Source organism: Pseudomonas sp. 24 E 13 (assembly GCF_900004715.1).
Taxonomy (GTDB): Bacteria; Pseudomonadota; Gammaproteobacteria; order Pseudomonadales; family Pseudomonadaceae; genus Aquipseudomonas; species Aquipseudomonas orientalis_A.
In genome coordinates this window covers 1-26,776 of record NZ_CVTO01000059.1, presented here as the reverse complement: position 1 = coordinate 26,776, position 26,776 = coordinate 1, and the positions used below count along the sequence as shown (strand labels likewise).

The following is a 26,776-nucleotide window of genomic DNA, read 5'->3' as shown; positions in this document are numbered from 1 at the left end:
GTCGTGGCCGTGCCATCAGGCCAACCGGTGACGCCGAAGGCGGTGGCCAACTCTCCGGCCGCTGCTGCGAGGCCAAAGCGAAGGGCGGCACGTTGGGCTTGACCACTGGCCGATGCGGGTAGGTTTTGGTTGATGAACTGCTCCACCGTGCGGCGAACGATCACCGACCACCTGAGCATTTCTCCTGGCGCGCATAGTGCGTGCAGGAAGGCGGTGAGGGGCGTGCCGTAGTATTTGGCTACACGGGCCTTGAGGGCATCGGAGAGGGCGGCAGCGTCCTCAAAACCGTTAAGCACATCGAACATCCCGAGGCCTTTGCTGGCATCCGCAGGCACGGCGAGCATGCGCACCTCCATGCCCGCTTTCAGCTCCTTGTTGGCATCCGCCATGTGCTGCGCCAACGTCTTTTCGCCCGTCGAGAGAAACAGCAAGCGCCACTCCTGCACCTGTCGGCCCGCTTGTCCTCGATCATTCGCACGAGCCTTACCGGTGCCATTGCCTAGCATGTACACCGTCTCGCCGATAATGCGCGGATCGCACATGCCGATTTCATCCAGCACCAGTAGGCCGTCCGAATGTGCGGCGGCGATTGACTCCAGTGCGTTATCCGTCGAGCGCCATGAGCGCACCAGACGCGGCCCGCCATAAACCGAGGCCGCGACCTGCAAGTGAGTGGTTTTGCCCCCGGAACTGTCGCCATACAGGTGGAAGCCGCCCGACTCATGACCGAGCATGTTCAACAGAGGCCCTGCAAAGGCCACAGAAACGACAAACGCCAAGCGGTGGTTACCAACGCACAGCGCGCCGATTTGCTGCTGCCATTGCTCCAGAGAACCTGCCTCGCTGATCGGCGGCAACTGCGCACCGGCCTCATAAAAGTGCAGGTGTTCGGCGTGCGAGCCGATCTGTTCTTCGGGCAATAGGAACGCATTGTCGTGCCAGCCCAAGCGTGTCACCAAACGTGCTCGCTGGGCGCTATCGAAGCCGCCAAGGTAACTCTGCAGGTCATTGCGTGCGTTGCGCCCTGATCGGCTTCCAGCAAGGCGCAAGCCCATGTCTACCAGCGGGCCGAGTACGTCCTTACCGAAGTCGCCGGTCATGGTTCGGGCCGGAATGTTCCAGCGTTTTTTGGCACCGTCCGGGTCGTCGAACTCGACCAACAAACCCCAGTTGTGGCCCTTGTCGTCGCGAGTGCGGGCGATGATTTCCAGAGGCGAACAGACGGGGCGCGCCTCGCCATCGTCGCCGGAATAAAAAACCCCTTCAGGCGTCAGGCGAAAGCCGCCCGGCAACAGGTCATTTTTCGATTTCGCAGGGCGTTTGGCGTGCTCCTTAGCCTTGGTTTGTTGAGGCTCAGTGGGCTCAGTAACACTGCCGAAAAACTCGCCGTTGCGCACCAGTTCGGCGACATGGCCAGCGGTCCAGCCTTTGGCTAAGGCGTCCGCTGCATCGTCACCATCCTCCCATTTTCCGCCTTTGATGAGCGTTGGTTTTCCGCCTTTGCTGCTGGGCTTGAGCTTGAACACGTCGAGTGAGACTCGTTGTATTGACGCGGCGCCCAGCTCAATCAACTTGAGTTCGATGGCGTCCATGCAGGCCTTGCCGCTGGCATCGTTATCCGGCCACAGCACCACCGTGCGCCCTTTGAGTGGCGTCAGATCGGCCTTGTGCCAAGAGTTGGAGCCGTTCGGCCAGCACGTGGCTACATACTCCTGCATCAGTTCAGCAGCGGCGTCAGCAGCCTTTTCGCCTTCACACAGCACCACAGGCACGTCGGTACGCTGTGCCAGCTCATCTAGGCGCAGCAATGGCCGAGGTTCCGGCAAGCCTTGCCAGCGCCATTGTGTGGTTTGCCCATCGGAGCGCTTGCACCAGGTTAGCGGTGCAAAGACCTTCCTCGGTTTGCCGTCTTCATCTGGGCCCAGGTCGAAGCGATACAGCGCCATGACTGGCTGGCCCTGAGCATCGCGATAGATCCACACCTTGGACGGAACACCGTGTTGCCGGTGCTTGGCAGGACATTTGTTCATGGCCTCGACCGGGATCGGCTGAATCGCGATCCACTCCGGCGTTGCGTTCTTGGTCGGTGCGCTTTTGGTTGTCGCTGAACCTGCGGAAACGCTGAGCAGATCCGCCAGTTTTTTGCAGGCCTCAACGTCCGTGCCGCCATCGATATAACGCACCAGGTCGATCAGGTCGCCGCCCTTATCGCCGGTGGCAAAATCCGCCCAGGTGCCTTTGCTCAAATTGACCTTGAGCGAGCCTGCACGTTTGTCCGTGCGCGTCGGGTTTGGTGCTGTGTATTCCTTGCCGCCGTCGACGCGTTTGCCGTTCGGCAGCCAGTGAGTAAGAACGCGGTCGATGTTCTTCAGGGCAGCGCTTTTTACGTCGGCAAAGCTGGGGCGTTTTGGGATGTTGCCGGTGCGCTGAGTCATGGTGCGGTCCTCGACTCAAGCAACGCCTCGTTCACGTCGTCGATCAGCGCCTTGGCCATCTCGCCGAGGTAGAACGCAGGCCAACTAAAACGCTCGCCCGCATCGCTGATGGCCGCGTCTAGGATCAGTTGGTTGGCGTGGTGCAGAATCTGGGGGACGGCTTCAAGTGCGTCTTCCAACGGGATACCGGCATTCACTCGAAACAGGTTTTGGCCGTTACCGTTGGCAGGGGAAAACTCGGAGCGTCCAAGCGTGCAGGAGTGGGTCACAGCGCACCGCCTTTCTGGCCCATCGGCACAGAGGAGGCATCACCGTACATGGTCAGTGTTTTGATCAAGCCCAAGGTGCCACGCACGTCCCAAATAACAGACGACAGCACGCGGTTGGAGAGCAAGGGTTTATCCCCGTCTAAGTGGTCTTCCAACAGCATGAGAACTGAGTCGGCACGGTCGAGCGCACAGGTGATGGCGTCGATAGGCAAACCGGCTTCGGCCTCTTGGCTGACGCAGAGGAGATCCTCGGGTAATGCAAAGCCTGTGAGCATGCTCATTGGGCACCCCCTACGGCTTCCAGAGCTCGCGCTTTGGACATATGGGCGTTGTAACGGGCGAGGCGTGTAGCGAGGCTGGAGTTGGCGTGTAAAGCGGCGAGAGCCATTGCTCGATGAGCTGCGGCGCGAATTTTGGACGGATTGAGGGCGTGCATCTGGTGAAGCTCCTGTATGTGAGGAGCTGCCACGGTTCGCCGCTAAACGAATTAGGGTGGCAGCTGTGCGCGGGTTAGCGGACCGGGCATACAGGACCCCGGCAGACCCGAAGGTCTCCCACGCACAGCCACCATAAACGAGAGTCGCAGGCACAAAAAAAGCGCATGCAATCGAGTCGGAAGCGCTTGTGCGCCTGTATGTGCTCGGGCCGCTAAACCCGGTCGCTGAATTTGCAGCGACGGCCAGAGAGTAACGTCCGTTTTTTGAAAGTGCAACTGTGCGTGGTGCTTGCGGTTTTTTTCGATGGGACATAAATTGATCAGGCATGTAGATTTACCTCAACGCCTCCGGTTGCCGCCGGGGGCGTTTTCATTTCAGACATGGACGTCCCAGCGCAGGGAGACAAAGGGCAAGAGGTCGCCTTCGAGGCAGGCGCGTGCATCTTCGTAGGCGTCGATTTGTTGGCCTTCGTCGACGATGATTGCTTGCGGGGCTTGGCAGGGAACTGACAATGCGCACCAGATGCCATCTCTCCATCGCATCACCATCACGTCCCGGTTCAGGCGTTTTTGCTCTGTGCGGTAACGTTCAAAACGCTGCATACCGCGTGATGAGAATCCGACTGTTCTGAGTACAGAAAAGGGCTGCAAAATGGCGTTGTTAGCGGCTCGATTTTTCATGCAGCCACCCTGTCGCGGGCCGCGATACGCGCCCGTGTCCAATTCAAAATTTCGGCTAATACCCAAGCGACCGGAGCCCCACGCGCCTTGCTGTCGGTGAGCTTCACCGCTTGCGGAAAGCCGCTTTCTGGCTGGCTCATAAGTTTGTAAACCGTTGCGCGGCCGATACCTGTTAGGGCTATGACTTGATTGATGCGTATCAGCGTGGCGGCCGGATCGAACTGTCCCATTTCCGTATGAGGCGCGCTGATCGGCAAGCATGCGGATCCGCTAGGTGTCTTTTGGTGACTTTCTCGTGGAGTGGAGGGGGCGAGCCCCACAACTTTTGCAGATTGCTTTGGGGTGCTCATCAGGTCCTGTCTCCAGCGGTTTTTGCAGGTGAGCGCAGTTGGGTTTCAAGCCACGCGACCACGTCTTGGGAGCGATAACGAACCCGAGACCCGGTTTTGATATAGGGAAGTGAGTTGATGCGAGAGCTTCGCCAGGCGGCAAGCGTTCGGCTGGACAGGCCTAGTGCATTAGCGACTTGGTCGGTAGTGAGCAAACAAGCAGGGGTGAGAGAGGTAGTGGAGTGGTCTGAAGTGTCGTGAGGCTGCATAGCGCGTTACCTGTCGTAGTTCATACAGGCCCCAGCTATGTAAACGATTTTCTATTTTTTAAAAGTTTTATTTTTATAGTTTTCGACGCAGTTTTTATGCATAAGGCAATTTAAGTGAGCAAGATCGCAGCAAAGTTTCAGTTTTCCCCGGGGCTGTCCTACCTTGCCCTACTGGTTTTCTATACAGTTAAAAATCGGAAGGTGAGAAATGAAATCCAGTGAAATCCCGACGAACGGTAGTCCCCTGAGCCCCTTCTGGTAGTCCGATAACAGCGGCCCCTCCTCAGCGTGGGGCGACCAATAAGAGATGGCCGCCAGAGGTTTTGGGCGCCTTAGGCGTAACACGCTTTTGACGCGTAACACATGGTGTACGGATCTCTTTTAATACGTGTTACGCAAGAAATATTTAATAAAATCAACTGGTTAATGGTATGTGTAACGTGCGTAACACCAGTAACACCGATTTTTGATGGGTGTGCGGTTGGTGTATTCAACCCGCCTTGCCAAACTGTCCCTGAATAATGTTGCCATCTACTAGCTCATCCAGATGATCTGCGTACCACTGCATCATCACTCTGCGCTGAGGCAGGTAAACCGCTTTGTTGTACACCCCTGCTATTCCTTCCTTAGCGTGAGAGAGCTGGGCCTCAATGTGATTCTCATCGAAACCCTGCTCATTGAGTATGGTGCTCGCGATGTGACGAAAGCCGTGGCCTGTTTGTCGACCGGCATATCCCAGTCTGCGGAGCGCCATTAGAAAGACGGTGTTGCTACGGGGGATTGTCCTGTCTTTCCTGCCTGGAAATAGGAGAGGGTACGCACCTGTAAGTGTTCGTAACTCAGTGAGCGCTTCGATTGCCTGCCGAGAGAGAGGTACCACATGTTCGCGACGACGTTTCATTCGCTCAGCTGGGATCGTCCATAGCTTTTTGGAGAGATCGATTTCTGACCAGCGTGCTTCTCGGATTTCGCTCGGGCGCGATGCTAATAAGGAAAGCAAGCGAAGTCCTATACGAACGTCCTTTGCGTGAGGGTAGGAGTTGATCGCTCGAAGTAGCGCAGGCAGTTCTTCAATCGAAACGTGTGCATAGTTTTCAGCGCTACGTGATTGCAGGAATTTGCTGAGACCTTCAAGGGGGTTGTGGACGGCTCGTCCTGTTACGCGGGCCAGGTCATAGATCTCTTTGCAAAAGGCACGAACTCGGCCCATTTGTTCAATGATCCCCTTCTGCTCCATACCGCGTAGAAATTCCATCCATTCTAGGGGCAATATTTCTGTGTACACGCGTTTTCCGAAGACGGGGAACACATGAAGCTCAAGTGCGCCAAGTACCCGTCGAGACGTACCTGATTCCCAGCTTGTGCGTCTGGCCTCAAACCACTCGCGCCCTAACGCTTCAAAGGTGTTGTTGGCAGCAACCTGGTCTGCAACCTTCCGAGCCTGTTTGCTCACCAATGGATTTTTGCCGGTCGATGCGTCTTCACGCAGTTGAGCTGCTTTCTGTCTCGCCAATGAGCCACTGATTTCCGGGTAGCCGCCGAGACCCAGCCAAGACCATTTTCCGTCTGGCTTTTTGTAGCGCAGCTCCCATGATTTCTGCCCGTTAGGTTTCACCCGGAAGTACAGGCCATTCCCGTCCTGCTCCCGATACGTTGTTTGCTCAGGCTCCAGGCCTGCAAGAGTGGTGTCTGCTAAGGGGCGGCGTTTGATTTCAGTGCGCTTCACTTCCTGTATGCCTCCAGTTATAGGAATCTCAAAGCATACACGTGGGCATACACGGCGGGAAGTTATAGGGGTAGACAGGGATGGATAGCCAGAAACAAGAAAGCCCGCACGGGGCGGGCTTCTTGGGGTGTTTCGTAGACTGTCTGAGACAGCCCGAGACTGCTATATGGTGCACCCGGCGGGATTCGAACCCACGACCCCTGCCTTCGGAGGGCAGTACTCTATCCAGCTGAGCTACGGATGCTTGTGCGGGCGACATCATACCCATGTCGACGTTGGGCGTCCATGCTGGTCTTTGGGCGTTTGAGTGTAGGAATCTGCCGTATAGAGGCCCTGCGCTGGGCGCCACTGAACGACGCAATGAAATCTGGGCCAGTTACGCTGATCAGAAAAATCCGGCAAAAGCCCCGTTTACGTTCTTTTTTTCGAACAGCCTATTGCCCCTTCCCCCCATTGATCCTAGGATTCGTTTGAGATTTCAAACGCTCTGTCTCCCGTGCGCGCTTTATTGATGTTACGCACCGAGGCTGATTTCCCTGACGGCAGCCCACCAGGCGCCTTTCAATAACTCTAATTCGCTCCGCGTGCGCGCGGTGCTGTTAAGGAAAGCCTACATGCAGCTCAAAGATACCCAGTTGTTCCGCCAGCAAGCCTTCATCGATGGCGCTTGGGTCGATGCGGACAATGGTCAGACCATCAAGGTCAGCAACCCGGCCACGGGCGAGATTCTCGGTACTGTGCCAAAGATGGGCGCCGCGGAAACCCGCCGTGCCATCGAAGCGGCCGACAAGGCCCTGCCGGCCTGGCGTGCACTCACCGCCAAGGAGCGCGCCAACAAGCTGCGTCGTTGGTTCGAACTGCTGATCGAAAACCAGGACGACCTCGGCCGCCTGATGACCCTCGAACAAGGCAAGCCGCTGGCCGAAGCCAAGGGTGAAATTGTCTACGCCGCCTCGTTTATCGAGTGGTTCGCCGAAGAAGCCAAGCGCATCTACGGCGACGTGATTCCCGGCCACCAGCCCGACAAGCGCTTGATCGTGATCAAGCAGCCGATCGGCGTGACCGCAGCCATCACCCCGTGGAACTTCCCCGCCGCCATGATCACCCGCAAAGCCGGCCCGGCCCTGGCCGCTGGTTGCACCATGGTGATCAAGCCGGCCTCGCAAACGCCGTTTTCGGCCCTGGCCCTGGTTGAGCTGGCGCACCGCGCCGGTATCCCCAAAGGCGTGCTCAGCGTGGTCACCGGCAGCGCCGGCGACATCGGCGGCGAGCTGACCAGCAACCCGATCGTGCGTAAATTGTCCTTCACCGGCTCCACCGAAATCGGTCGCCAGTTGATGGCTGAATGCGCCAAGGACATCAAGAAGGTCTCCCTGGAATTGGGCGGCAACGCGCCGTTCATCGTGTTCGACGACGCTGACCTGGATAAGGCCGTCGAGGGCGCGATCATCTCCAAGTACCGCAACAACGGTCAGACCTGCGTGTGCGCCAACCGCCTGTATATCCAGGATTCGGTGTACGACGCGTTTGCCGAAAAACTCAAAGTGGCCGTGGCCAAGCTCAAGATCGGCAACGGTCTGGAAGAAGGCACCACCACTGGCCCGCTGATCGACGAAAAAGCCGTGGCCAAGGTCAAAGAGCACATTGCCGATGCCCTGAGCAAAGGCGCCAAGCTGCTGGCCGGCGGCAAGGCGATGGAAGGCAACTTCTTCGAGCCGACCATCCTCACCGACGTGCCGAAAAACGCCGCTGTGGCCAAGGAAGAAACCTTCGGGCCACTGGCGCCGCTGTTCCGTTTCAAAGACGAAGCCGAAGTGATCGCCATGTCCAACGACACCGAATTCGGCCTGGCCTCGTACTTCTACGCCCGCGACCTGGGCCGTGTGTTCCGTGTGGCTGAAGCCCTGGAATACGGCATGGTCGGCGTCAACACCGGGTTGATCTCCAACGAAGTGGCGCCGTTCGGCGGCATCAAGGCCTCGGGCCTGGGCCGTGAAGGCTCCAAGTACGGGATCGAGGATTACCTGGAAATCAAATACCTCTGCCTGGGCATCTAAGCCCTGTAAGAGATTGCAACAGACGCAAAGGGCACGAGAGCGCTGTCCCTTTGCGTGTTTCACGTCGTTATTCGCAGTGGCCGGGAAAGCTGTGGCAGTCGATCATCGCATGCTGCCGTAGTTGCCTCCCCGTCACCTATCCTTGAACCACGCCGCCCGATGAGCGGCGAATGAGGACTTTATGAGCAAGACCAACGCATCCCTGATGAAACGCCGCGAAGCCGCTGTACCGCGCGGTGTTGGCCAGATTCACCCGATCTTCGCCGAATCGGCGAAGAACGCCACCGTGACCGACGTAGAAGGTCGCGAGTTCATCGACTTCGCCGGCGGTATCGCCGTGCTCAACACCGGCCACGTGCACCCGAAAATCATCGCGGCGGTGACCGCGCAGCTGAACAAGCTGACCCACACTTGCTTCCAGGTACTGGCCTACGAGCCCTACGTGGAAGTCTGCGAGAAAGTCGCGGCCAAGGTGCCAGGTGATTTCGCCAAGAAAACCCTGCTGGTCACCACCGGTTCCGAAGCGGTGGAAAACGCCGTGAAAATCGCCCGCGCCGCCACTGGCCGTGCTGGGGTGATCGCCTTCACCGGCGCTTACCACGGCCGCACCATGATGACCCTGGGCCTCACCGGCAAAGTCGTGCCTTACTCGGCCGGCATGGGCCTGATGCCAGGCGGTGTGTTCCGTGCGCTGTATCCGAACGAACTGCACGGTGTGAGCGACGACGACGCCATCGCCAGCATCGAGCGCATCTTCAAGAACGACGCCGAGCCGCGTGATATCGCTGCGATCATCATCGAGCCTGTGCAGGGTGAGGGCGGGTTCTACGTCGCGCCTAAATCGTTCATGAAGCGCCTGCGCGAGCTGTGCGACAAGCACGGCATCCTGCTGATCGCCGACGAAGTGCAAACCGGTGCCGGTCGTACCGGTACCTTCTTCGCCATGGAACAGATGGGCGTTGCCGCCGACCTGACCACCTTTGCCAAATCCATCGCCGGCGGCTTCCCGCTGGCCGGTGTGTGCGGCAAGGCCGAATACATGGACGCCATCGCCCCGGGCGGCCTGGGCGGCACCTATGCCGGCAGCCCGATTGCCTGCGCCGCCGCACTGGCGGTGATGGAAGTGTTCGAAGAAGAGCACCTGCTGGACCGCTGCAAGGCCGTCGGCGAGCGCCTGGTGACTGGCCTCAAGGCCATCCAGGCCAAATACCCGGTGATCGGCGAAGTGCGTGCCCTGGGCGCGATGATCGCGGTGGAACTGTTCGAAGATGGCGACAGCCACAAACCGAACGCCGCAGCCGTTGCTGCGGTGGTGGCCAAGGCGCGTGACAAGGGCCTGATCCTGCTGTCCTGCGGTACCTACGGCAACGTGTTGCGCGTGCTGGTGCCGTTGACCTCGCCGGACGAGCAATTGGACAAGGGCCTGGCAATCATTGAAGAGTGCTTTGCCGAGCTGTAAGCGGCAAGCCACAAGCTGCAAGTAATAAACGCTTGCAGCTAGTCGCTCCCACCTTGCTGCGCAAAGAAGCCGCCCCGTGAGCAAAAAACGCATATGCGGTTTTTTGTTCACGGGGCGGCTTCTTGCGTGATGTGCAGGCATTACCGCTGGCCTGCTGCACCTCTTACCACATCCAGGACGGGGCAGGGCCGACCTGGCGCCGGCAAGCCGATGGAACATCGCACGAGGCTTTCCTGCCGGTGTCTTTATCTGACGGGCTCATCCCAACTCATTAAGCGAAGCGGATGACATACATCTGCCTGCGGATCAGGCAGAGTTCCTGCTATCCACCCGTATGTGCAGGAGGTTTTTCACTCATGGCTCAACCTCATGGCTTCTTCCAAGGCAAAACTGTCGCAGAGCTTTCCCGACAGGTGCGCAACCAAGAGGTACGTTGCGTTCAACTCACTCAGGCGGCGTTGGACGCTATCCATCAACAGAACCCTGCGATCAATGCCTTCGTCTCGCTTAACGTGGCTGAGGCACTCCACACCGCACAATTGCTCGATAGGGAGATCGACGAGGGTCAGTATCGCGGGCCGCTGCACGGTATCCCCATCGCAATCAAGGACAACATCGATACTCGGGGCATGCCTACGACGTATGGTTCTCACCTGTTTCAAAACCACTGGCCTACGACTGATGCGCGTTGTGTCGCCCTGCTCAGGGCAGCCGGGGCGGTGGTGGTTGGTAAAACGCTGACCAGTGAGTTTGCGCTCGGCCCAACGGGCGAATTTTCATTTCAGGGGCCGTCTCACAATCCTCACGACCTGAACAGGGTCACGGGTGGGTCCAGCGCAGGGAGTGCCGCAGCGGTTGCCGGGGGCATGGTCCCCATCGCGATCGGCACTGATACCGCAGGGTCCATTCGTATTCCAGCGTCTTTTTGTGGCGTGGTTGGGTTCAAGCCTAGTTACGGGCGCATTTCTCTTGAGGGGGTTTACCCTGTCAGCGCCACCCTGGACCATGTCGGTCCACTGGCTCAATGTGTAGAAGACATTGCCATACTGCTGGAGGTACTTAGCGTCTCGCCAATAAGCTGCGTGAAACCTGCCGACAAACCTCGGGCGGTATGGGTGGACCCCAAGGCGATCCACGATGTGGACGAGCGCGTGCTTGCATGCTGCCGTGCACGATTCCACGCGATATTTGATACCGGACAACGTGCCGCCGATTTCGAAGCGCTGATTCCAGCGGTTCAAAGTGCTTTTAAAACCATTCTGCTCGCCGAGGCTTACGCCGTGCACAGGGCGTACCTGGAGGATGAGGGCAGCCATTTCAGCAGTGAGCTGAGAACTCGCCTCGCACCCGGCAAAGCGATTAGCGCCTGGCAGTATCTGAATGCGCTGGGAAGCCGCAAGTTGCTGCAGAGCCAAGTGGCTGAACTATTCAAAGCAACCGATTTGCTGGTAATGCCATCCACCGCGATTACGCCACCACGGTTTGGTCTCAAGAGCATCACTGTCAACGGCGTTGAACATCCCATTCGAGAGGCCATCAATGGCTTGACGAGCGTCTGGAACCTGCTTGGTTTACCCGCCATCAATGTCCCCGCTGGCACCGTGGATGGTCTGCCCTGCGGGTTGCAAATCATTGCTGGCCCGAACCAGGATGAAAAGTTGTTGGCGTGGCTGGCGGCGCTGCAGGTTTAGTCTGCGCGCTCCGGGGTTGGCGGCTGCGAACCTGGGCGACGATGCAGGCATCACTGCCGCCATCGTAGGTCAGGTTGCAGGTGTGTATTACGGTGCGCAGGGCATTCTGCAGGTCTGGTTAAACGCACTGTGGATGCTGGGCCAGATCCACGCCATTGCCTTGGCGCTGATGCAGGTGACGCACCAGGAAACCAGCCCATTCTGATGCGTTAATCCGCAATTACCATACCGATCAAAGGTACGATCAACACCGTACTGATCGCCATGGACAATACGTTGCCGATATACGGATGCATGTAGTCAGGCAGGCGCCCGGCAATTGCGCAGGCCAGCGGCGGGGCGATCAGGGCTCCCAGCAATGCGCTGGTTACAATCACTGTCGCGTTTCCGCCATAGGTCAAGACGGCAGCGGGCACCACAGACACGAGAGGTACATAGGTTGGGTACCAACCACGCTCGCGCCATTGCCGGCGCCACAGGATGATGCCGATCAGAGAAGTCAGCGCTTGACCTGCAATCAGGTGTGGCAACCATCCAGATCCATAAGCGGGGCTCATTGGATTTAATGCATAGGCCAGCAATACCCCGGCGAGCAAACCCAGGCTGGCCCACTCATTGCCAAAGAATGGGGCTTCGGAGAAGTCCGCCAGCACGCGACGTAACGTCCAGCGTATGCCGTAGTCGGGTGTTTTCAGCGGGGCGGGGGGAGGGATGCCGGCCTTGGTTTCAGTTGCACGGCTGACCAGCGCCGGAAGTGCGCGGCAGAGTAAAAATGCGACCACGCTACCTAACGCCATGCCCAGGACATTGCCAATCACCACTGGCAAACCCAGGGGAATACAGAGGTAGTTGACCATCAACAGGCAGCTCGGCGTCACCAGAATCGCGCCGAGCAAGGCGCCGTTGAGCGTGACCTTCCATCCCCCGCCAAACAGCAACACCATGGCCGCCGGAAGTGACACAAATGCAGCGAACGTTGGTTGCCAGGAATCCGCTGTCAGGGTCCAGCCCCAGATCGCGTTGCTCAGCAGCAGTCCCAGCAATGAACTGGTCACCAACCAAGGCCAGAGCCCCGTGCCGTAGGCGATGCTGAAGCCTTGCCAGGCTTGCGCGTACCGACTGGCCCAGTAACCGAAAGCACCACCGAGCAGCAGACCGAGTGATGCGAACTCGTGTTTGTAGAAGGCCACTTCGCTGATATCGCCGACCACCCAACGTAACCACGCTATTGGCGAGGGCAGGCTGTCCATCATGTCGTTGTAACCTGGCCAGAGTACCGGTGCCGAGGTGGAGTAAGACACCGACAACGCAGTGAGTGACGCGACCAGGATGAGCGTGGCCGAGATCAGCATGACAAGGTGGCGAACAGATGAGTCCGATGACACTTTTGTGGGTATGTAATCCATGATCGACCCTCCGTCAGCGTGGCAGGCACGGGTGAAGGTGGTAGCCGAGCATCGTGTCATACAGGTCGCTCCGGCGATCCCGTTGCAGGTCGTTAAGGCTGTTCCAGATCGGCGCGCTGCGGGCGCTGGACAAGTCGATGTCGGCGTAAATGATCGCTTGCTCGTCGGATGAGGCGATTTTGCCGATGGGCCAACCGTTGGTGCCGGCAATCAGCGAGCACCCCAGGTAACGCGCATCCTGTTCTTCCCCGATGCGGTTGGCGGCAGCAATGAACACGTTGTTGGCGTGGGCGGCGGTCATGGTCAGGTAAGAGGCCATGCATTTGCCCGCTTCGTCGAACAGGGGCGGCGGGGTCCACACCCAGTTGTTCAGGCTGCAAATGATGTCGGCGCCTTGCTGGGTCAGTATGCGTGGGACTTCGGGGAACCAGATGTCCCAGCAGATCAGTAAGCCTATGCGGCCTATGGATGTTTCAAATACGGGGAATCCAAGGTTGCCAGGGGTGAACCAGAGTTTTTCCTTGTTCCAGAGGTGGGCCTTGCGGTATTTGCCAATCAGGCCATCGGGGCCCAGCAGCACTGCCGTGTCGAACAGCTGCATGCCTTCGCGCTCGGCCAGGCCCGCCACAAGATGTATTTGGTGAGCCTGGGCGAAGTCCATCCACGCCCGCAGGCTGGGACCGCCTGGAACGGGTTCGGCATGTAGATAGGCATCATGGCGATTGTTGAATAGATAACCGGTATTGGCCAACTCCGGAAGCACAATCAGATTGGCGCCATTGTTCACCGCTTGCAGGGCAAGGCTGAGGCTGGTTTCCAGGTTGGAGGCGCGATTGTGGGTACCGACTTGCGGATCAAATTGCACAACGGCGACGCGTACCGGGCTCGTGGAATCGTTCATCGTGTAGACCTCTTTTTATTGTTATGAGCCCACCGGATCAGGTGGGCGTTTAATAGAAAGTCTTTTTTGCTTGTGCGTCAGTAGGCTGTTTCCTTTAGGGTCGTAGGCAGCTGCTCTATCGATTTGGCGGCCCTTGGTACCGGGGATATTCATCCAGGGTAAAGCCCCCATTGAACTTGGCGAGGGTGGTACTGCAGAGGTTGATCACTGCGTCGACGGCGCCACGTAGGCACGGCTCGGTCCAGCCCGCATCCACGGAAAACGATTCCCCGGCCAGATAAAGGCCGCTGACATGGGCATAGTCCCGGTTGTACTGCATCAAGCTGACTGCGTCGTAGTAGGTCCCCGCGCGATAGAGCTTGGCGCACCCTAGTGCGTTCTTGTCGGTCACCCAGCGTTGGACGATGGCGTTTTGTTTGTCGATGTAGGGCGATATCGCCGTTTTGATATTGGCGCTGCGTAAGAGGATGCGGTCCAGTTCCGTGACGCACTTATCGACCAAGGTTTGGTCGTCGAAAGAAGCCAGTTTGGTCGCGTCATCCTCCCAGGTGTAACTGAGCAAGATGCAGTCATAGGGATAGGCGTTGTGGTAGCGGTAGGTGTACACATCGTGGATAAAACTGTCGGTGACCATGATCTGGGGGATTTTTTTGTTTTTCGACAGAAAGCTTTTCTTGAGCGGCGCATAGACCTTGCAACTGGTTTCCCAGTGGGCGGTTTTGTAAGCATTGGTGACGGAATACGGCAGCATCGCCTGGCTGAAGTTTTCCAGCTGAATGTGTGTTTCGATAATCCAGGATGGCAGTGTCATGATCACGGCATCGAAATCTTCATGGCGTTCTGAGGTGGCTGTGGGACTGCTGACCTGCCAGTCATAGGTCAAGCGGATTTGGCCGTTTTCAAGCTTGGTCAAGCGAGTCACTGAGGTGTCGGTAAGAAAGCCCTTCCCGCGTTGCCGACTGTGATCATAGAAGGACTTGCCGTCTAACTTGGCCTCCATAAAAAGCAGGCACTCGTCCAGTGCCGTTAGCCCCAGGTAACGCGGCGCATCGAACGGCAAGTCATTGCAGTCTTTGAGGGTGGTTTCCCCTAGATACGGTGACGGAGCGGGATTGCCGTTAATGCCGACGCGCCCATGCACCAGTTGGAGTTGACTGCTGAAACCGAAGATCGCAGTACGTAAAGGGTAGAGGCAGCACACGTCATAAAACGCCCCCCAACTGCCATCGCCGATACCGATGGAATAGAAAAGGGTGGACTCTTCCTGGGTCATGCCGAGACCGCCAAAGTCCTCAGGAGTACGGGCGCTCCACGTAACGCTCGCCAACGCCACCAAGTCACGAAAGGACAGGCTCTGGTAACGCGCGACGATAGCGGCCCATAAGGATTCCCATAGTGGCGTGCCATACATCTGGGCGACTTCGTGCGTCATCTGATCGGCAAAACGGCGCCACTTGGCATACACCTCCTGCAATTTTTCTGTTGGAGGTGGCGTGTGGCCTTGCGGGTTTTTCCAGATAAGCATCTGTGGCTGTGGCGTTCCCTCAAGTAACCCTTCGCGCAGGTAAATGCCGGTGTTGCGTACATGCGATGTGCCTGGGTTGGGAAAGTCGGACAGCTGCAGTTCAAAGAATTTGCAATAGTAGGCCAGCAGCGATTGCCCATCTAAAGGCGATTCACCTGCCTGATTGAACATGGGCATGCGCATGGCGCCCATCTCGAAGGGGGTCTGGCCCAGCAGTGGAGATTGGCCGCGATTGAGCATCGATAGGTGACGCCCGCCAACCCGGTGAGACTGTTCCAACAATGTGACGTTGTTGAATCCGCACCGGAGTAATTCGCGCGCAGCGGTCAATCCGGTGATGCCAGCGCCAACGATGCAGATTTTGTAATCGGGTTGGGTTGCCTGGGCGATGCCAAAATCTTGTTCGACCAATTTGCGATAGTTGAAGCACAAGTCCGGAGGACTTGGGAACCGGCCTCGCCATGACGATGGGGCGTGGGCTGTTAAGTGCTTGGCGACCAGGGCGGGGTAGTCGTAGGTGGATCCGATGGTCATGGTTCATGCTCCAGAGTCTGCCCGGTCGGGAGGAATGACCGGCGGCAATGGCGAATGAATTTAGTACCGCGAGGAGGTGGCGGGGGGGTAGATCTTTGTGGTGAGGGTTGGGAGTCGGCTGGAGCGCGGGGCTGCCATCTTTCGACGGTCGTCCTACAGAGAAAATGCTATGAGTGATTGTTGTAGCCCAAGCGCAAAATGCGTTTTGGCGCAAGCTGCGCAGTGTGGAATAGAGACCTTGAAAAAAGCTGCGGGCAAGCCCCGTATTGGCCCCGACCTAACCCGCAATCACGCGGTTCTTGCCCTGACGCTTGGCCTCATACATCGCCGCATCGGCGCGGCCGAACAGTTTGTCCAGGGTTGAGTCATCTTCGCGCAGGCTGGTCAAACCCTGGCTGACCGTCACGGTGAACGCGTGGCCTTCGACACTGAAACTCAGCGCCTGGATTTCCTTGCCCAGTCGCTCGGCCACCTGCAGGGCCATCTCCGGGGCGCAGCCGGGCAGTATGGCGGCGAATTCTTCGCCACCGATGCGCCCGAACAGATCGCCACGACGCAACACACCACGCCCGCTTTCGGCGATGCGCCGCAGCACCTGGTCGCCTTCCAGATGGCCGTAGGTGTCGTTGATGTCTTTGAAGTCGTCGATGTCCAGCAGCAGGAATGCCAGCGGCGTGCCCTGCGCACAGGCGCTGTCAAAGGCCTGGTTGGCGAGCTCGAAGAAGTGCCGGCGGTTGCTGCTCTGGGTCAGCACATCGGTGGTGGCCAGGCGATGCAGTTCCAGCTCCAGGTGCTTTTTTTCGGTGATGTCCTCGGCGATGCCCACGACGATCATCGGCTTGCCCGGCTCGGCCTGCTGGTTGATGTAGCACTTGTCACTGAGCCAGCGGATCTGCCCGTCGAGCGTGACGATGCGGTATTCGCGGTCTTCCACGGCGCCCTGCTCCAATACACGGGCCAGGCTGTGTTCGGCATAGTCGAGGTCTTCGGGGTGGATGCTGTTGCGCCATTCCCGATGGTCGGCCAGGAGCAAACCGGCGCTGCGGCCGAATATCCGTTCGTAGGCGGGGCTGACGTACAGCACGCGACGGGTTTCCCAATCGATGGCCCACAGCACGGCGTTCACGCTCACCAGCAGCGAGCTGAGCAGCTGCTCACGCGCACTCAGGCGCTCGACCTCACCCTGGGCATGCATCAGCGCCAACAGCGTCGACGCGGCCGCCGGGCGCGGTGGCTGGGCAGAGGACACATCAGGCGTGCAGGGCTTTTCGTGAACCATCGGAACAACTCTCTCTGGGCGCGCCGCAGGATGGAACAGCGGTCACTACAAGCGGTCACCATGATGGCGAAGTGTTCTTTGAGAGAGGGGAATTGCGGTGAAGTTCCGTGATCGGGCTCGATTGGCGGTGCCCGGAAAATGGCGTCAGAAAGCCAATGTGCGGGAGGGCGAGCCCTCCCGCCGTCGCGTCAGACCCCTGCAGGGCGCAGTGAATAGGTCTTCAATTGGTGGGCAAAATCGCGCAGGGATTGGATACCGCTGGCTTCGGCTTCATGTACCCATTCCTTGATCGCCGCGAGCATGTCGTGGCCGTTGGTGCTGGTCTTGAGCCAGATCTGCTGCAGCGCCAGACGCTTCTCGTAGATCACGCTCAGTGCCTGGCTGTGCTCCAGCATGCTTTGGATGCGCACATGGTGGCGATCGCTCAGCAGGCTGGTTTCCCGCGACAGCAGGCGCTTGGCGCGGTGGAACTGGTGGCGGACCGAGTGATCGACTTTCTCCAGCTCCTGCTTGACCAGTGGGCCGATGACCAATTTGCGGTATTGGGCCATGATCTGGAAGCGGTTGTTGAGGATCGCCATGGCGGTGTCCATGTCCAGGTGGCCCTTGCCTTCGACGCGGTGGGCGATCGGTGCGACGCGCTGCACCTTGGCCAGGCGCAGGAAGCTGAACACCTTGATCCAGGCCCAGCCCAGGTCGAACTCCCATTTCTTGACCGACAACTTGGCCGAGTTGGGGTAGGTGTGATGGTTGTTGTGCAGCTCTTCACCGCCCACGATGATGCCCCATGGCACCAGGTTGGTGGCGGCATCGCGGCATTCGAAGTTGCGATAGCCCACGGCATGGCCCAGGCCGTTGATCACACCGGCGGCCCAGAACGGAATCCACATCATCTGGATCGCCCAGATGGTGATGCCGATGGTGCCGAACAGCAGCAGGTCGATCACGCCCATGAGCGCCACGCCCAGCAGCGGGAAACGCGTGTACAGGTTGCGTTCGATCCAGTCGTCCGGGCAGTTCTTGCCGTAGATGCGCAGGGTCTCGGGGTTTTCCGCCTCGGCGCGGTACAGCTCGGCGCCTTTGCGCAGCACGGTGGACAGGCCCTTGATCACCGGGCTGTGGGGGTCATCGACGGTTTCGCATTTGGCGTGGTGCTTGCGGTGGATAGCGGTCCACTCGCGGGTGTTCTGCGCCGTGGTCAGCCACAGCCAGAAGCGGAAGAAGTGTTTCAGGCCGGCATTGAGCTCGAGCGAGCGATGGGCTGAATAACGGTGCAGATAGACCGTGACCCCAATAATGGTCACGTGGGTCATCAACAGCGTGACTGCCACCAGTTGCCAGGCTGACAGGTCAAGAAAACCGTTGTACCACATAGGCTGTATGGCCCTCAGATAAAGTAAAGAACAGCTCACGCATTATCACTAAGCCTACAGAGAAAACCAGCCGCTCTTTCAGATAGGAGTGACTGGATGTTTCTTATTCTATAATCCTCAGCCTTCGTAGGGCGATTCTGTTTTTTGGTAAGGATTACTGACCATATGCTGTTTACATACCGAGGAGCCCTACGTGCGGGGCTGGTATACCTGCTGATTTCCATTGTATGGCTCAGGCTCAGCCACCACTTATTGATCAACTTTATCGATGAACCCCGGGCGTTGGCGCATTGGCTGCAACTGCGCGGCTATGTCTGGGTGGGCCTGAGCGCGCTGGCTATCTACCTGATGGGCGTGCGTTTCGCCCGTGTCCACCAGCTGCAACAACCCCTGAAAGAAAACCATGAGCGCCTGCAACAGGCCGCTGCGGTGTTTGATTGCACCCGTGAAGGGGTGCTGGTCACCGATGCCCGAGGCCTGATCGTGCATGTCAATCGGGCGTTCATGGAGATCACCGGCTACCGGCGCGAAGACGTCATGGGCAAGCCCCCCAGCCTGTTCAAGTCCGGGCGCCATTCGTCGAATTTTTATCGGCAGATGTTCCAGACCCTCGAGCGCAGCGGTGAATGGAGCGGCGAAATCTGGAACCGACGCCAAAGCGGAGAAATTTACCCACAGTGGCAAACCATCCGCGTCATCCGCGATGAGCAAGGCCGCATCAGCCACTATGTCGCGGTGTTCTCGGACATCAGCGCCATCAAGGACTCCGAACACGAACTGGCGCACCTGGCTCATCACGACCCGCTCACCGATCTGCCCAACCGCCTGCTGTTCACCGACCGCGCCGAGCAGGCCCTGGCCTCGGCGCAAGTGCACAAACGCGGCTGTGCATTGCTGCTGCTGGACCTGGACCATTTCAAGATCATCAATGACAGCCTGGGCCACAATGTGGGCGATCAACTGCTCAAGCTGGTGGCCGAGCGTCTGAAGGGGCTGTTCAGGCCTGGGGTGACCCTGGCGCGCCTGGGCGGCGACGAGTTCGCCGTATTGGCGGAGAGTTGCCCGCAGGTGATGCAGGCGGCGGCCCTGGCGCAGCGCATGCTCGACGCCATGAAGGAGCCGTTTGTGTTCGACGGCAACCAGCTGTTTATCAGCGCCAGCATCGGCATCAGCCTGTTCCCCAGCGATGCGCTGAGCGCCGAGCAATTGCTGCGCAACGCTGATTCGGCGCTGTTCAAGGCCAAGCATGCGGGCCGTGAAGGCTACGCCCTGTACACCGAGGAACTGACCGCTCACGCGCAGAACCGGGTGGAAATCGCCAGCGAACTGCGTCGCGCCCTCGACCAGCAGGAACTGCGCGTCTACTACCAGCCGGTGCACGGCCTGCAGGACGGCCGCCTGATTGGCGTCGAAGCGCTGGTGCGTTGGCAGCACCCGGAACGCGGCCTGGTGCCGCCGGGCGAGTTCATCCCTATCGCCGAGCGCACCGGGTTGATCGCCGACATCGATGCCTGGGTGATGAACCAAGCCTGCCGCCAGATGTGCCAGTGGCTGGCGGACGGCGCGCCGTTGGGGTTTATCGCGATCAACGTGTCCAGCCGGCTGTTTGCCCGGCGCGAACTCTACGAACACGTGGGCCAGGTGCTTCACGATACAGGCCTGGACCCGGCCTTCCTTGAGCTGGAAGTCACCGAAAGCGCGGTGATGGACGACCCGGAAGTGGCCCTTGAACAGCTGCACCGCCTGCGCGAGCTGGGATTGCGCCTGGCCATCGACGACTTCGGCACCGGCTATTCCTCGCTGCTGCGCCTCAAGCGCCTGCCGGTGCAGAAGCTCAAGATCGATCAGGGCTTTGTCGCAGGCCTGCCGTGGGATGAAGACGACGCCGCCATCGTGCGCGTGGTCATCGCCCTGGCGAAAAGCATGGGCATGCAGGTGCATGCCGAAGGGATCGAGCAGGTGGAGCAGGCCCGCTTCCTGCTGGACCAGGAATGCGACATGGGGCAGGGGTACTGGTTTGGAAAGCCGGTGCCGGCTGATGAGATCAATTGGGCACGAGCACCCGCCATCCGGGATTGAAATGCAGTCCAAATGTGGGAGGGGGCTTGCCCCCGATGGCAGTGTGTCAGCCAAGACTGACTAACCTGACACACCGCTATCGGGGGCAAGCCCCCTCCCACATTGGAACTCCACAAGGCTTTATTTCAGTGCTGTGATTCAAAACCCACGCGCAACCCCACGCCCCACCAGAAAATTCTTTCTGGTTATATAAACATTCTTAAATAGTATTTTTAAGAATATCCCCGCTTATCTACTATCGCTCTCACGCCGCAAGCAGTGCCGCCACTGCCAGGCACTAATCATTTCAGGAGCGAGACCATGAGCGCATCTCTACGTAGCGTCGACGGCCAGGACGAAGCAGCCATTTTGCGTGAGATCCAGAGCGCCCTGCGCGATCTGCGGTTTGGCGCGGTGGAAATCACCGTACACAACGCTCAAGTGGTACAGATCGAACGCAAGGAAAAATTCCGCCTGCAGAACCCGGGTAACAAACCGAGCTGAGCAGCAACGGCGATAGACCCGCAATTATAAAAAAAGCCAACACTCAAGAATTTTCAGGAGCTTCTATGTCGTCGATTCGCCGTTACGCCCTGGCCGCGCTGGCCAGTGCCGTGTTTGCCGGTTCCGCCGTTGCCAAGGACTACGAGTTGCTCAACGTCTCGTACGACCCCACCCGTGAGCTGTACCAGGACTACAACGCTGAGTTCACCAGCTTCTGGAAACAGTCCCACCCGGGCGACAACGTCAAGATCCAGCAATCCCACGGTGGTTCGGGCAAGCAAGGCCGCGCGGTGATCGACGGCCTGCGCGCCGATGTGGTGACCCTGGCACTGGCCGGCGACATCGACGAAATCGCCAAGCTGGGCAAGACCCTGCCGGAAAACTGGCAAACCCGCCTGCCGGACGCCAGCACCCCGTACACCTCGACCATCGTGTTCCTGGTGCGCAAGGGCAACCCCAAAGGCATCAAGGACTGGGGCGACCTGATCAAGAAAGACGTGTCGGTGATCACGCCTAACCCGAAAACCTCCGGCGGTGCGCGCTGGAACTTCCTCGCCGCCTGGGCCTATGGCCTGAAGACCGGTGGCAGCGAAGCCAAGGCCCAGGAATACGTTAAAGAGCTGTTCAAGCACGTGCCGATCCTCGACACCGGCGCACGCGGTTCGACCATCACCTTCGTCAACAACGGTCAGGGCGACGTGCTGCTGGCCTGGGAAAACGAAGCGTTCCTGGCGCTCAAGGAAGACGGCGGCGCCGACAAGTTCGACATCGTCGTGCCGTCCCTGTCGATTCTCGCCGAGCCGCCGGTGGCCGTGGTTGACAAGAACGCCGAGAAAAAGGGCAATACCGAGATCGCCACCGAATACCTCAAGCACCTGTACAGCCCGGCTGGCCAGGAGATTGCGGCGAAAAACTTCTACCGCCCACGCGATGCGAAAGTCGCCGCCAAATACGCTCAACAGTTCCCTGAACTGGACCTGGTCACCATCGACAAAGACTTCGGCGGCTGGAAAACTGCCCAACCGAAGTTCTTTAACGACGGTGGCGTGTTCGACCAGATCTACACGGCGCAATAAACCAAAGTACCTGTAGGAGCGAGCTTGCTCGCGAAGATCGTCAACGATAACGCGTACATTCTGAATGAGCGCGGTGCCCTTGATTCTTTCGCGAGCAAGCTCGCTCCTACAGTGGTTTCTACCCTTTAACCAAGGACTCTTATGTCGCGTCGTATTTCCCCCGTCATACCCGGCTTCGGGCTGACGCTGGGCTACACCGTGGTGTACCTCAGCCTGATCGTACTCATCCCCCTGGCGGCGATGTTTGTACACGCCGCTCAACTCACCTGGGATCAGTTCTGGGCCATCATCTCCGCGCCCCGCGTGTTGGCGGCGTTGAAATTGAGCTTCAGCACCGCCTTGTACGCCGCGCTGATCAACGGCGTGATCGGCACCCTGCTGGCCTGGGTGCTGGTGCGCTACACCTTCCCCGGCCGCAAGGTCATCGATGCGATGATCGACCTACCGTTCGCCTTGCCCACCGCCGTGGCCGGTATCGCGCTGACCGCGCTGTATGCCCCCAACGGCCTGGTGGGCCAGTTCGCCGCCGACCTGGGCTTCAAGATCGCCTATACGCCGCTGGGTATCACCCTGGCGCTGACCTTCGTGACCTTGCCGTTCGTGGTGCGCACGGTGCAGCCGGTACTGGCCGATATCCCCCGGGAAGTCGAAGAGGCCGCCGCCTGCCTGGGCGCCAAGCCATTGCAAGTGTTCCGCCATATCCTCGTACCGGCCCTGTTGCCGGCCTGGCTGACCGGTTTCGCGCTGGCGTTCGCGCGGGGCGTCGGTGAGTACGGCTCGGTGATTTTCATCGCCGGCAACATGCCGATGAAAACCGAAATCCTGCCGTTGCTGATCATGGTCAAACTCGACCAGTACGACTACCGTGGCGCCACCTCTATCGGGGTGCTGATGCTGGTGGTTTCCTTTGTCCTGCTGCTGCTGATCAACTTGTTACAGCGGCGCATCGAACGTCCATAAGGAGGCGCGGAACATGTCCCAATCGTCTATATCCGCCGCGTCCTCGGCCAACGCCGCCCGGCGTGGCAGCGCGACCTCGCGACGCGTCCTGATCGGCCTTGGCTGGCTGGTGTTTGCCCTGTTCCTGCTGCTGCCGCTGCTGATCGTGGTGTCCCAGGGCCTGAAGAACGGCCTTGGCGCGTTCTTCACCGCGATCCTTGAACCGGATGCGCTGTCGGCGTTGAAACTCACGGTGATCGCCGTGGTGATCTCCGTGCCGCTCAACCTGGTGTTTGGCGTCAGCGCCGCGTGGTGCGTAAGCAAATATTCATTCCGTGGCAAAAGCATCCTGGTGACGCTGATCGACTTGCCGTTCTCGGTGTCCCCGGTGATCGCAGGCCTGGTCTACGTGCTGATGTTCGGCGCCCAGGGCTTCTTCGGCCCCTGGTTGCAGGACCACGACATCCAGATTGTGTTCGCCTTGCCCGGCATCGTGCTGGCGACCATCTTCGTCACCGTGCCGTTCGTGGCCCGCGAGCTGATCCCGCTGATGCAGGAGCAGGGCACCCAGGAAGAAGAAGCCGCGCGCCTGCTCGGTGCCAACGGCTGGCAGATGTTCTGGCATGTCACCGTCCCGAACATCAAGTGGGGCCTGATCTACGGCGTGGTGCTCTGCACGGCGCGGGCCATGGGGGAGTTCGGCGCGGTGTCGGTGGTGTCCGGCCATATCCGCGGCGTCACCAACACGCTGCCGCTGCATGTCGAGATTCTCTACAACGAATACAACCACGTCGCCGCCTTCGCGGTGGCCAGCCTGTTGCTGATCCTGGCGCTCTTCATCCTGCTGCTCAAGCAGTGGAGCGAGAACCGAATCAACCGCCTGCGTAACAGCGCCGGTGAGGAATAAGTCATGTCGATCGAAGTCCGTAATGTCAGCAAGAACTTCAACGCCTTCAAGGCCCTGGACAGCATCAACCTGGATATCCAGAGTGGCGAGCTTGTGGCGTTGCTGGGCCCCTCCGGCTGCGGCAAGACCACCTTGCTGCGCATCATTGCAGGCCTGGAAACCCCGGATGCCGGCAGCATCGTGTTCCACGGCGAGGACGTCTCCGGTCACGATGTGCGTGATCGCAATGTGGGCTTTGTGTTCCAGCACTACGCGCTGTTCCGCCACATGACCGTGTTCGACAACGTTGCTTTCGGCCTGCGCATGAAGCCGAAAAACCAGCGCCCGACCGAAAGCCAGATCGCGAGCAAGGTTCACGAGTTGCTGAACATGGTGCAGCTCGACTGGCTGTCTGACCGTTACCCGGAACAACTCTCAGGTGGCCAGCGCCAGCGTATCGCCCTGGCCCGCGCCCTGGCGGTGGAGCCCAAGGTGCTGCTGCTGGACGAACCCTTCGGCGCCCTCGATGCCAAGGTCCGCAAAGAGCTGCGCCGCTGGCTGGCGCGCCTGCATGAAGATATCAACCTGACCTCGGTGTTCGTGACCCACGACCAGGAAGAGGCCATGGAAGTCGCCGACCGTATCGTGGTGATGAACAAGGGCGTGATCGAGCAGATCGGCTCACCGGGCGACGTCTACGAAAACCCGGCCAGCGACTTTGTGTACCACTTCCTGGGCGACTCCAACCGCTTGCATCTGGGCGAGGACAAACACCTGCTGTTCCGCCCGCACGAGGTGTCGCTGTCGCGGCATGAGCTTGAAGATCACCACGCAGCTGAGGTACGGGACATCCGGCCGCTGGGCGCGACTACTCGCGTGACCCTGAAGGTCGAAGGCCAGCCCGAGCTGATCGAAGCCGAAGTGGTGAAGGACCACGACAGCCTGACCGGCCTGACCCGTGGCGAGACCCTGTTCTTCAAACCCAAGGTCTGGCAAAAAGCCTGAGCACACCCCGGAACCGATCGTTCCCACGCTCTGCGTGGGAATGCCTCTGGTGACGCACTGCGTCACGCTTTGGACGCGGAGCGTCCTGGGCTGCATTCCCACGCAGAGCGTGGGAACGATCAATCGGGGGCAAGCCCCCTCCCACATTTAGATCCCGCTGGGTTTGAGATCGCGGCGTGCCACCGGGCCTGAGCGTTGCTCAATCTGCTGCTTCAGCGCCTGGCGCAACCCCAGCGCAAACGCCAGCTCCGCCACCACAAACAACGGCCCCACGATCAGCCCGGATACATCATCAACGAACGCCGGCTTCCGGCCTTCGTAGTAATGCCCGACAAACTGAATCACCCAGCCCACCACAAACATCCCGATACCGCTGCTCAACCACACCGTCGTGCTCTGCGCCGCCAGCACGTGGCCGGCCCATACCGACACGCCCATCAGCAGCGTCATCAAGATTCCCAGGGCCAGTTCCAGGCGCAGGTAAAACCACGCCGAAAACAGCGCCAGCAGCACCGCCGGGGAAATCCACAGCGCGCCCACCGTCCATTCGGGGCGTGACAGCAGCACGGCGACCGCTACCACGATCGAGGGAATGCCGATGAAATGGCTGGCGATATTGCGTGGGTCGCGGTGGTAGGCGGCGTATTGACTGAGGTGGTCGACGAGGCTTTTCATTGTTGTTCCTCCTGTAGGATGTTTGATCATGCCCTGTCAGTCGGCGCCTAACTGTCAACTGGGCGACAATCTTCGGAGTTCCCATGGACACAGGCAAATGGCACGCGCACCTGGCCGGCGGCCACTGGTTTGGCCATCTGCCTGCAGACTTGCAGCATAGCCTGCTGGCGGCGGCGCGGGTGCGCACGCTGACGGCGGGGCAGTTTCTGTTCAAGCGCGGCGATCCGCCGTGTGGCCTGTATGCGGTGCTCGAAGGGGCGGTGCGCATCAGCGCGGTGAATGCCCAGGGCAAGGAAGCGGTGCTGAGCCTGGTGGAGACGCCTCACTGGTTCGGCGAGATCTGCCTGTTCGACAACCTGCCGCGCACCCACGATGCGCTCGCCACGGGCCCTTGCACGCTGGCGCAGGTGCCGCAGGCGGCGATGCTCGGCATGCTCGCGCAGCATCCGGCGTATTGGCGCGATGTGGCCCTGTTGATGAGCCACAAGCTGCGCCTGTCGTTGATCAATATCGAACAGATGAGCCTGATGCCCGCGTCGGCGCGGCTGGCCCATCGGCTGCTGATGATTGCTCAGGGCTACGGTGAGCGAACGCAGGCGCGCCGGGTGTTGCAACTGCCCCAGGAGGACCTGGCGGCGATGCTCGGCCTGTCGCGCCAGACCACCAACAGCCTGCTCAGGGCACTGGAGCAACAGGGCGTGCTCGGCCTGAGCTACGGGGCCATCGAGATTCTCGACCTCAATGGCCTGCGGCTGGCTGCCGGCCTATGAACCGCGATAGGTGGAGAAGCCATAAGGGCTGAGCAGCAGCGGGATGTGGTAGTGCTGATCGGCCTGCTTGACCTGGAAAATCACCGGCACTTCGGGGAAGAAGGTTTCGCGGTTGGCTTTCTTGTAATAGTCGCCGGTCTTGAACACCACGCGGTACTCGCCCGGCTTCATGCTGCGATCAGCGGGAAACAGTTCGGCGATGCGTCCCTGTTCGTTGGTCACGCCTTGGGACAGCGATTGCCATTGGTCGCCCACATGCTGTTCCAAGGTGACGTTGACGCCGGCGCTCGGTAGGCCGTTTTCCAGGTTGAGCACATGCACGCTCAGCGGGTTGCCGGCGGCCATGGCCAGGGTGCACAGGCCGCTCAGGCTGAGGGCGGCGAGGGTCATGCTGAGGGTTTTCATCGTGAAGTCCTTTTTTGACAGAGGTGGTATCAAGGGGTGATTTTCAGGCCCAGTTGCTCGGCGGCCTGTACGGCGCAGGCCTCGTCCT

Annotated in this window: 25 protein-coding genes and 1 tRNA gene; 11 read left to right on the top strand and 15 right to left on the bottom strand. The window is 59.5% G+C overall.

From position 1 onward, the window contains the following. From BFP90_RS02760 to BFP90_RS02730, 8 genes are all read right to left on the bottom strand, one after another. The coding region (locus tag BFP90_RS02760) for a DUF927 domain-containing protein (RefSeq protein ID WP_065895905.1) at positions 1-2,435 on the bottom strand (2,435 nt) is incomplete at its 3' end. Beyond that, positions 2,432-2,704, bottom strand: coding sequence for a DUF3077 domain-containing protein (locus BFP90_RS02755; protein WP_065895904.1), 273 nt, complete (start codon positions 2,702-2,704; stop codon positions 2,432-2,434). The genes BFP90_RS02755 and BFP90_RS02760, both read right to left, overlap by 4 nt. Then, a complete protein-coding gene (locus tag BFP90_RS02750; RefSeq protein WP_065895903.1) occupies positions 2,701-2,985 on the bottom strand; it encodes a hypothetical protein in 285 nt (94 codons plus the stop codon). The genes BFP90_RS02755 and BFP90_RS02750 overlap by 4 nt, the downstream gene beginning before the upstream one ends. 530 nt (positions 2,986-3,515) lie before the next feature. Further along, positions 3,516-3,821 (bottom strand): hypothetical protein, encoded by a 306-nt coding sequence (locus BFP90_RS02745; RefSeq protein WP_065895902.1) that lies wholly within the window; start codon positions 3,819-3,821, stop codon positions 3,516-3,518. Then, entirely contained in the window at positions 3,818-4,051 is a 234-nt protein-coding gene (locus BFP90_RS02740; RefSeq protein WP_065895901.1) for a helix-turn-helix transcriptional regulator, read from the bottom strand. The genes BFP90_RS02745 and BFP90_RS02740 overlap by 4 nt, the downstream gene beginning before the upstream one ends. Before the next feature lie 119 nt (positions 4,052-4,170). Continuing rightward, a complete protein-coding gene (locus tag BFP90_RS26985; RefSeq protein WP_074900602.1) occupies positions 4,171-4,419 on the bottom strand; it encodes a helix-turn-helix domain-containing protein in 249 nt (82 codons plus the stop codon). A gap of 490 nt (positions 4,420-4,909) precedes the next feature. Then, complete coding sequence (locus BFP90_RS02735) at positions 4,910-6,145, bottom strand: tyrosine-type recombinase/integrase (RefSeq protein ID WP_065895900.1); 1,236 nt, start codon at positions 6,143-6,145, stop codon at positions 4,910-4,912. A gap of 167 nt (positions 6,146-6,312) precedes the next feature. Continuing rightward, positions 6,313-6,389: transfer RNA gene (locus BFP90_RS02730), tRNA-Arg, on the bottom strand. 370 nt (positions 6,390-6,759) lie between these two features. Here BFP90_RS02730 and gabD point away from each other — a divergent pair. The 4 genes from gabD to BFP90_RS02710 all read left to right on the top strand — a co-directional run bounded on the left by gabD (position 6,760) and on the right by BFP90_RS02710 (position 11,557). After that, positions 6,760-8,202, top strand: a complete 1,443-nt coding sequence (gabD, locus tag BFP90_RS02725; RefSeq protein WP_065893843.1) for an NADP-dependent succinate-semialdehyde dehydrogenase — start codon at positions 6,760-6,762, stop codon at positions 8,200-8,202. A gap of 181 nt (positions 8,203-8,383) precedes the next feature. Continuing rightward, positions 8,384-9,661: a 4-aminobutyrate--2-oxoglutarate transaminase gene (gene gabT, locus BFP90_RS02720; protein WP_065883128.1), complete on the top strand. Its 1,278-nt coding sequence runs from the start codon at positions 8,384-8,386 to the stop codon at positions 9,659-9,661. A 356-nt stretch (positions 9,662-10,017) separates the two neighbouring features. Next, on the top strand, positions 10,018-11,352 hold the full coding sequence (locus BFP90_RS02715; protein WP_065895899.1) for an amidase: 1,335 nt from the start codon (positions 10,018-10,020) through the stop codon (positions 11,350-11,352). A gap of 16 nt (positions 11,353-11,368) precedes the next feature. Next, a complete protein-coding gene (locus BFP90_RS02710) occupies positions 11,369-11,557 on the top strand; it encodes a hypothetical protein (protein WP_065893841.1) in 189 nt (62 codons plus the stop codon). Between the two features lie 4 nt (positions 11,558-11,561). Here the strand turns inward: BFP90_RS02710 and BFP90_RS02705 are convergent, their stop codons facing one another. The 5 genes from BFP90_RS02705 to desA all read right to left on the bottom strand — a co-directional run bounded on the left by BFP90_RS02705 (position 11,562) and on the right by desA (position 18,370). Continuing rightward, on the bottom strand, positions 11,562-12,758 hold the full coding sequence (locus BFP90_RS02705; RefSeq protein WP_065895898.1) for a hypothetical protein: 1,197 nt from the start codon (positions 12,756-12,758) through the stop codon (positions 11,562-11,564). Between the two features lie 13 nt (positions 12,759-12,771). After that, positions 12,772-13,659 (bottom strand): nitrilase family protein, encoded by an 888-nt coding sequence (locus BFP90_RS02700; protein WP_065883122.1) that lies wholly within the window; start codon positions 13,657-13,659, stop codon positions 12,772-12,774. A 115-nt stretch (positions 13,660-13,774) separates the two neighbouring features. Next, a complete protein-coding gene (locus tag BFP90_RS02695; protein ID WP_065895897.1) occupies positions 13,775-15,718 on the bottom strand; it encodes a flavin monoamine oxidase family protein in 1,944 nt (647 codons plus the stop codon). A 277-nt stretch (positions 15,719-15,995) separates the two neighbouring features. Then, a complete protein-coding gene (locus BFP90_RS02690) occupies positions 15,996-16,997 on the bottom strand; it encodes a sensor domain-containing diguanylate cyclase (protein ID WP_065883120.1) in 1,002 nt (333 codons plus the stop codon). A 188-nt stretch (positions 16,998-17,185) separates the two neighbouring features. Then, positions 17,186-18,370, bottom strand: a complete 1,185-nt coding sequence (desA, locus tag BFP90_RS02685; RefSeq protein ID WP_057725344.1) for a delta-9 fatty acid desaturase DesA — start codon at positions 18,368-18,370, stop codon at positions 17,186-17,188. Between the two features lie 165 nt (positions 18,371-18,535). On the opposite strand from desA, the gene dibA reads away from it, so the two are divergent. The 6 genes from dibA to BFP90_RS02655 all read left to right on the top strand — a co-directional run bounded on the left by dibA (position 18,536) and on the right by BFP90_RS02655 (position 24,838). Further along, complete coding sequence (gene dibA / locus BFP90_RS02680; RefSeq protein WP_065895896.1) at positions 18,536-20,449, top strand: phosphodiesterase DibA; 1,914 nt, start codon at positions 18,536-18,538, stop codon at positions 20,447-20,449. A gap of 300 nt (positions 20,450-20,749) precedes the next feature. Further along, positions 20,750-20,932 carry a sulfur starvation response protein OscA gene (oscA, locus tag BFP90_RS02675; protein WP_003170956.1) on the top strand — a complete coding sequence of 61 codons (183 nt, stop codon included), beginning with the start codon at positions 20,750-20,752 and terminating at the stop codon, positions 20,930-20,932. 65 nt (positions 20,933-20,997) lie between these two features. After that, positions 20,998-22,008: a sulfate ABC transporter substrate-binding protein gene (locus tag BFP90_RS02670; RefSeq protein ID WP_065893836.1), complete on the top strand. Its 1,011-nt coding sequence runs from the start codon at positions 20,998-21,000 to the stop codon at positions 22,006-22,008. 141 nt (positions 22,009-22,149) lie between these two features. Then, positions 22,150-22,968: a sulfate ABC transporter permease subunit CysT gene (cysT, locus tag BFP90_RS02665; RefSeq protein WP_065883112.1), complete on the top strand. Its 819-nt coding sequence runs from the start codon at positions 22,150-22,152 to the stop codon at positions 22,966-22,968. A gap of 13 nt (positions 22,969-22,981) precedes the next feature. Then, positions 22,982-23,854: a sulfate ABC transporter permease subunit CysW gene (cysW, locus tag BFP90_RS02660; RefSeq protein ID WP_065883110.1), complete on the top strand. Its 873-nt coding sequence runs from the start codon at positions 22,982-22,984 to the stop codon at positions 23,852-23,854. Positions 23,855-23,857: 3 nt separating this feature from the next. Further along, positions 23,858-24,838: a sulfate/molybdate ABC transporter ATP-binding protein gene (locus BFP90_RS02655; RefSeq protein WP_057725349.1), complete on the top strand. Its 981-nt coding sequence runs from the start codon at positions 23,858-23,860 to the stop codon at positions 24,836-24,838. A 147-nt stretch (positions 24,839-24,985) separates the two neighbouring features. On the opposite strand, the gene BFP90_RS02650 is transcribed toward BFP90_RS02655, so the two are convergent. After that, complete coding sequence (locus tag BFP90_RS02650; protein WP_065895895.1) at positions 24,986-25,513, bottom strand: Mpo1 family 2-hydroxy fatty acid dioxygenase; 528 nt, start codon at positions 25,511-25,513, stop codon at positions 24,986-24,988. A gap of 83 nt (positions 25,514-25,596) precedes the next feature. Here BFP90_RS02650 and BFP90_RS02645 point away from each other — a divergent pair, with 83 nt between their 5' ends. Further along, positions 25,597-26,283, top strand: coding sequence for a Crp/Fnr family transcriptional regulator (locus tag BFP90_RS02645; RefSeq protein WP_065895894.1), 687 nt, complete (start codon positions 25,597-25,599; stop codon positions 26,281-26,283). Here the strand turns inward: BFP90_RS02645 and uraH are convergent. Then, entirely contained in the window at positions 26,278-26,688 is a 411-nt protein-coding gene (uraH, locus tag BFP90_RS02640) for a hydroxyisourate hydrolase (protein ID WP_065895893.1), read from the bottom strand. The genes BFP90_RS02645 and uraH overlap by 6 nt on opposite strands. Between the last annotated feature and the right edge of the window lie 88 nt (positions 26,689-26,776).

Coding starts and splice junctions, on each gene's coding strand:
- dibA (WP_065895896.1), top strand. CDS start 18,536: ATGCTGTTTACATACCGAGGAGCCCTACGTGCGGGGCTGGTATACCTG.
- BFP90_RS02670 (WP_065893836.1), top strand. CDS start 20,998: ATGTCGTCGATTCGCCGTTACGCCCTGGCCGCGCTGGCCAGTGCCGTG.
- cysT (WP_065883112.1), top strand. CDS start 22,150: ATGTCGCGTCGTATTTCCCCCGTCATACCCGGCTTCGGGCTGACGCTG.
- BFP90_RS02705 (WP_065895898.1), bottom strand. CDS start 12,758: ATGGATTACATACCCACAAAAGTGTCATCGGACTCATCTGTTCGCCAC.
- BFP90_RS02695 (WP_065895897.1), bottom strand. CDS start 15,718: ATGACCATCGGATCCACCTACGACTACCCCGCCCTGGTCGCCAAGCAC.
- BFP90_RS02700 (WP_065883122.1), bottom strand. CDS start 13,659: ATGAACGATTCCACGAGCCCGGTACGCGTCGCCGTTGTGCAATTTGAT.
- BFP90_RS02645 (WP_065895894.1), top strand. CDS start 25,597: ATGGACACAGGCAAATGGCACGCGCACCTGGCCGGCGGCCACTGGTTT.
- BFP90_RS02740 (WP_065895901.1), bottom strand. CDS start 4,051: ATGGGACAGTTCGATCCGGCCGCCACGCTGATACGCATCAATCAAGTC.
- gabD (WP_065893843.1), top strand. CDS start 6,760: ATGCAGCTCAAAGATACCCAGTTGTTCCGCCAGCAAGCCTTCATCGAT.
- desA (WP_057725344.1), bottom strand. CDS start 18,370: ATGTGGTACAACGGTTTTCTTGACCTGTCAGCCTGGCAACTGGTGGCA.
- BFP90_RS02715 (WP_065895899.1), top strand. CDS start 10,018: ATGGCTCAACCTCATGGCTTCTTCCAAGGCAAAACTGTCGCAGAGCTT.
- BFP90_RS02690 (WP_065883120.1), bottom strand. CDS start 16,997: ATGGTTCACGAAAAGCCCTGCACGCCTGATGTGTCCTCTGCCCAGCCA.
- BFP90_RS02650 (WP_065895895.1), bottom strand. CDS start 25,513: ATGAAAAGCCTCGTCGACCACCTCAGTCAATACGCCGCCTACCACCGC.
- gabT (WP_065883128.1), top strand. CDS start 8,384: ATGAGCAAGACCAACGCATCCCTGATGAAACGCCGCGAAGCCGCTGTA.
- oscA (WP_003170956.1), top strand. CDS start 20,750: ATGAGCGCATCTCTACGTAGCGTCGACGGCCAGGACGAAGCAGCCATT.
- BFP90_RS26985 (WP_074900602.1), bottom strand. CDS start 4,419: ATGCAGCCTCACGACACTTCAGACCACTCCACTACCTCTCTCACCCCT.
- cysW (WP_065883110.1), top strand. CDS start 22,982: ATGTCCCAATCGTCTATATCCGCCGCGTCCTCGGCCAACGCCGCCCGG.
- BFP90_RS02655 (WP_057725349.1), top strand. CDS start 23,858: ATGTCGATCGAAGTCCGTAATGTCAGCAAGAACTTCAACGCCTTCAAG.
- uraH (WP_065895893.1), bottom strand. CDS start 26,688: ATGAAAACCCTCAGCATGACCCTCGCCGCCCTCAGCCTGAGCGGCCTG.
- BFP90_RS02745 (WP_065895902.1), bottom strand. CDS start 3,821: ATGAAAAATCGAGCCGCTAACAACGCCATTTTGCAGCCCTTTTCTGTA.
- BFP90_RS02750 (WP_065895903.1), bottom strand. CDS start 2,985: ATGAGCATGCTCACAGGCTTTGCATTACCCGAGGATCTCCTCTGCGTC.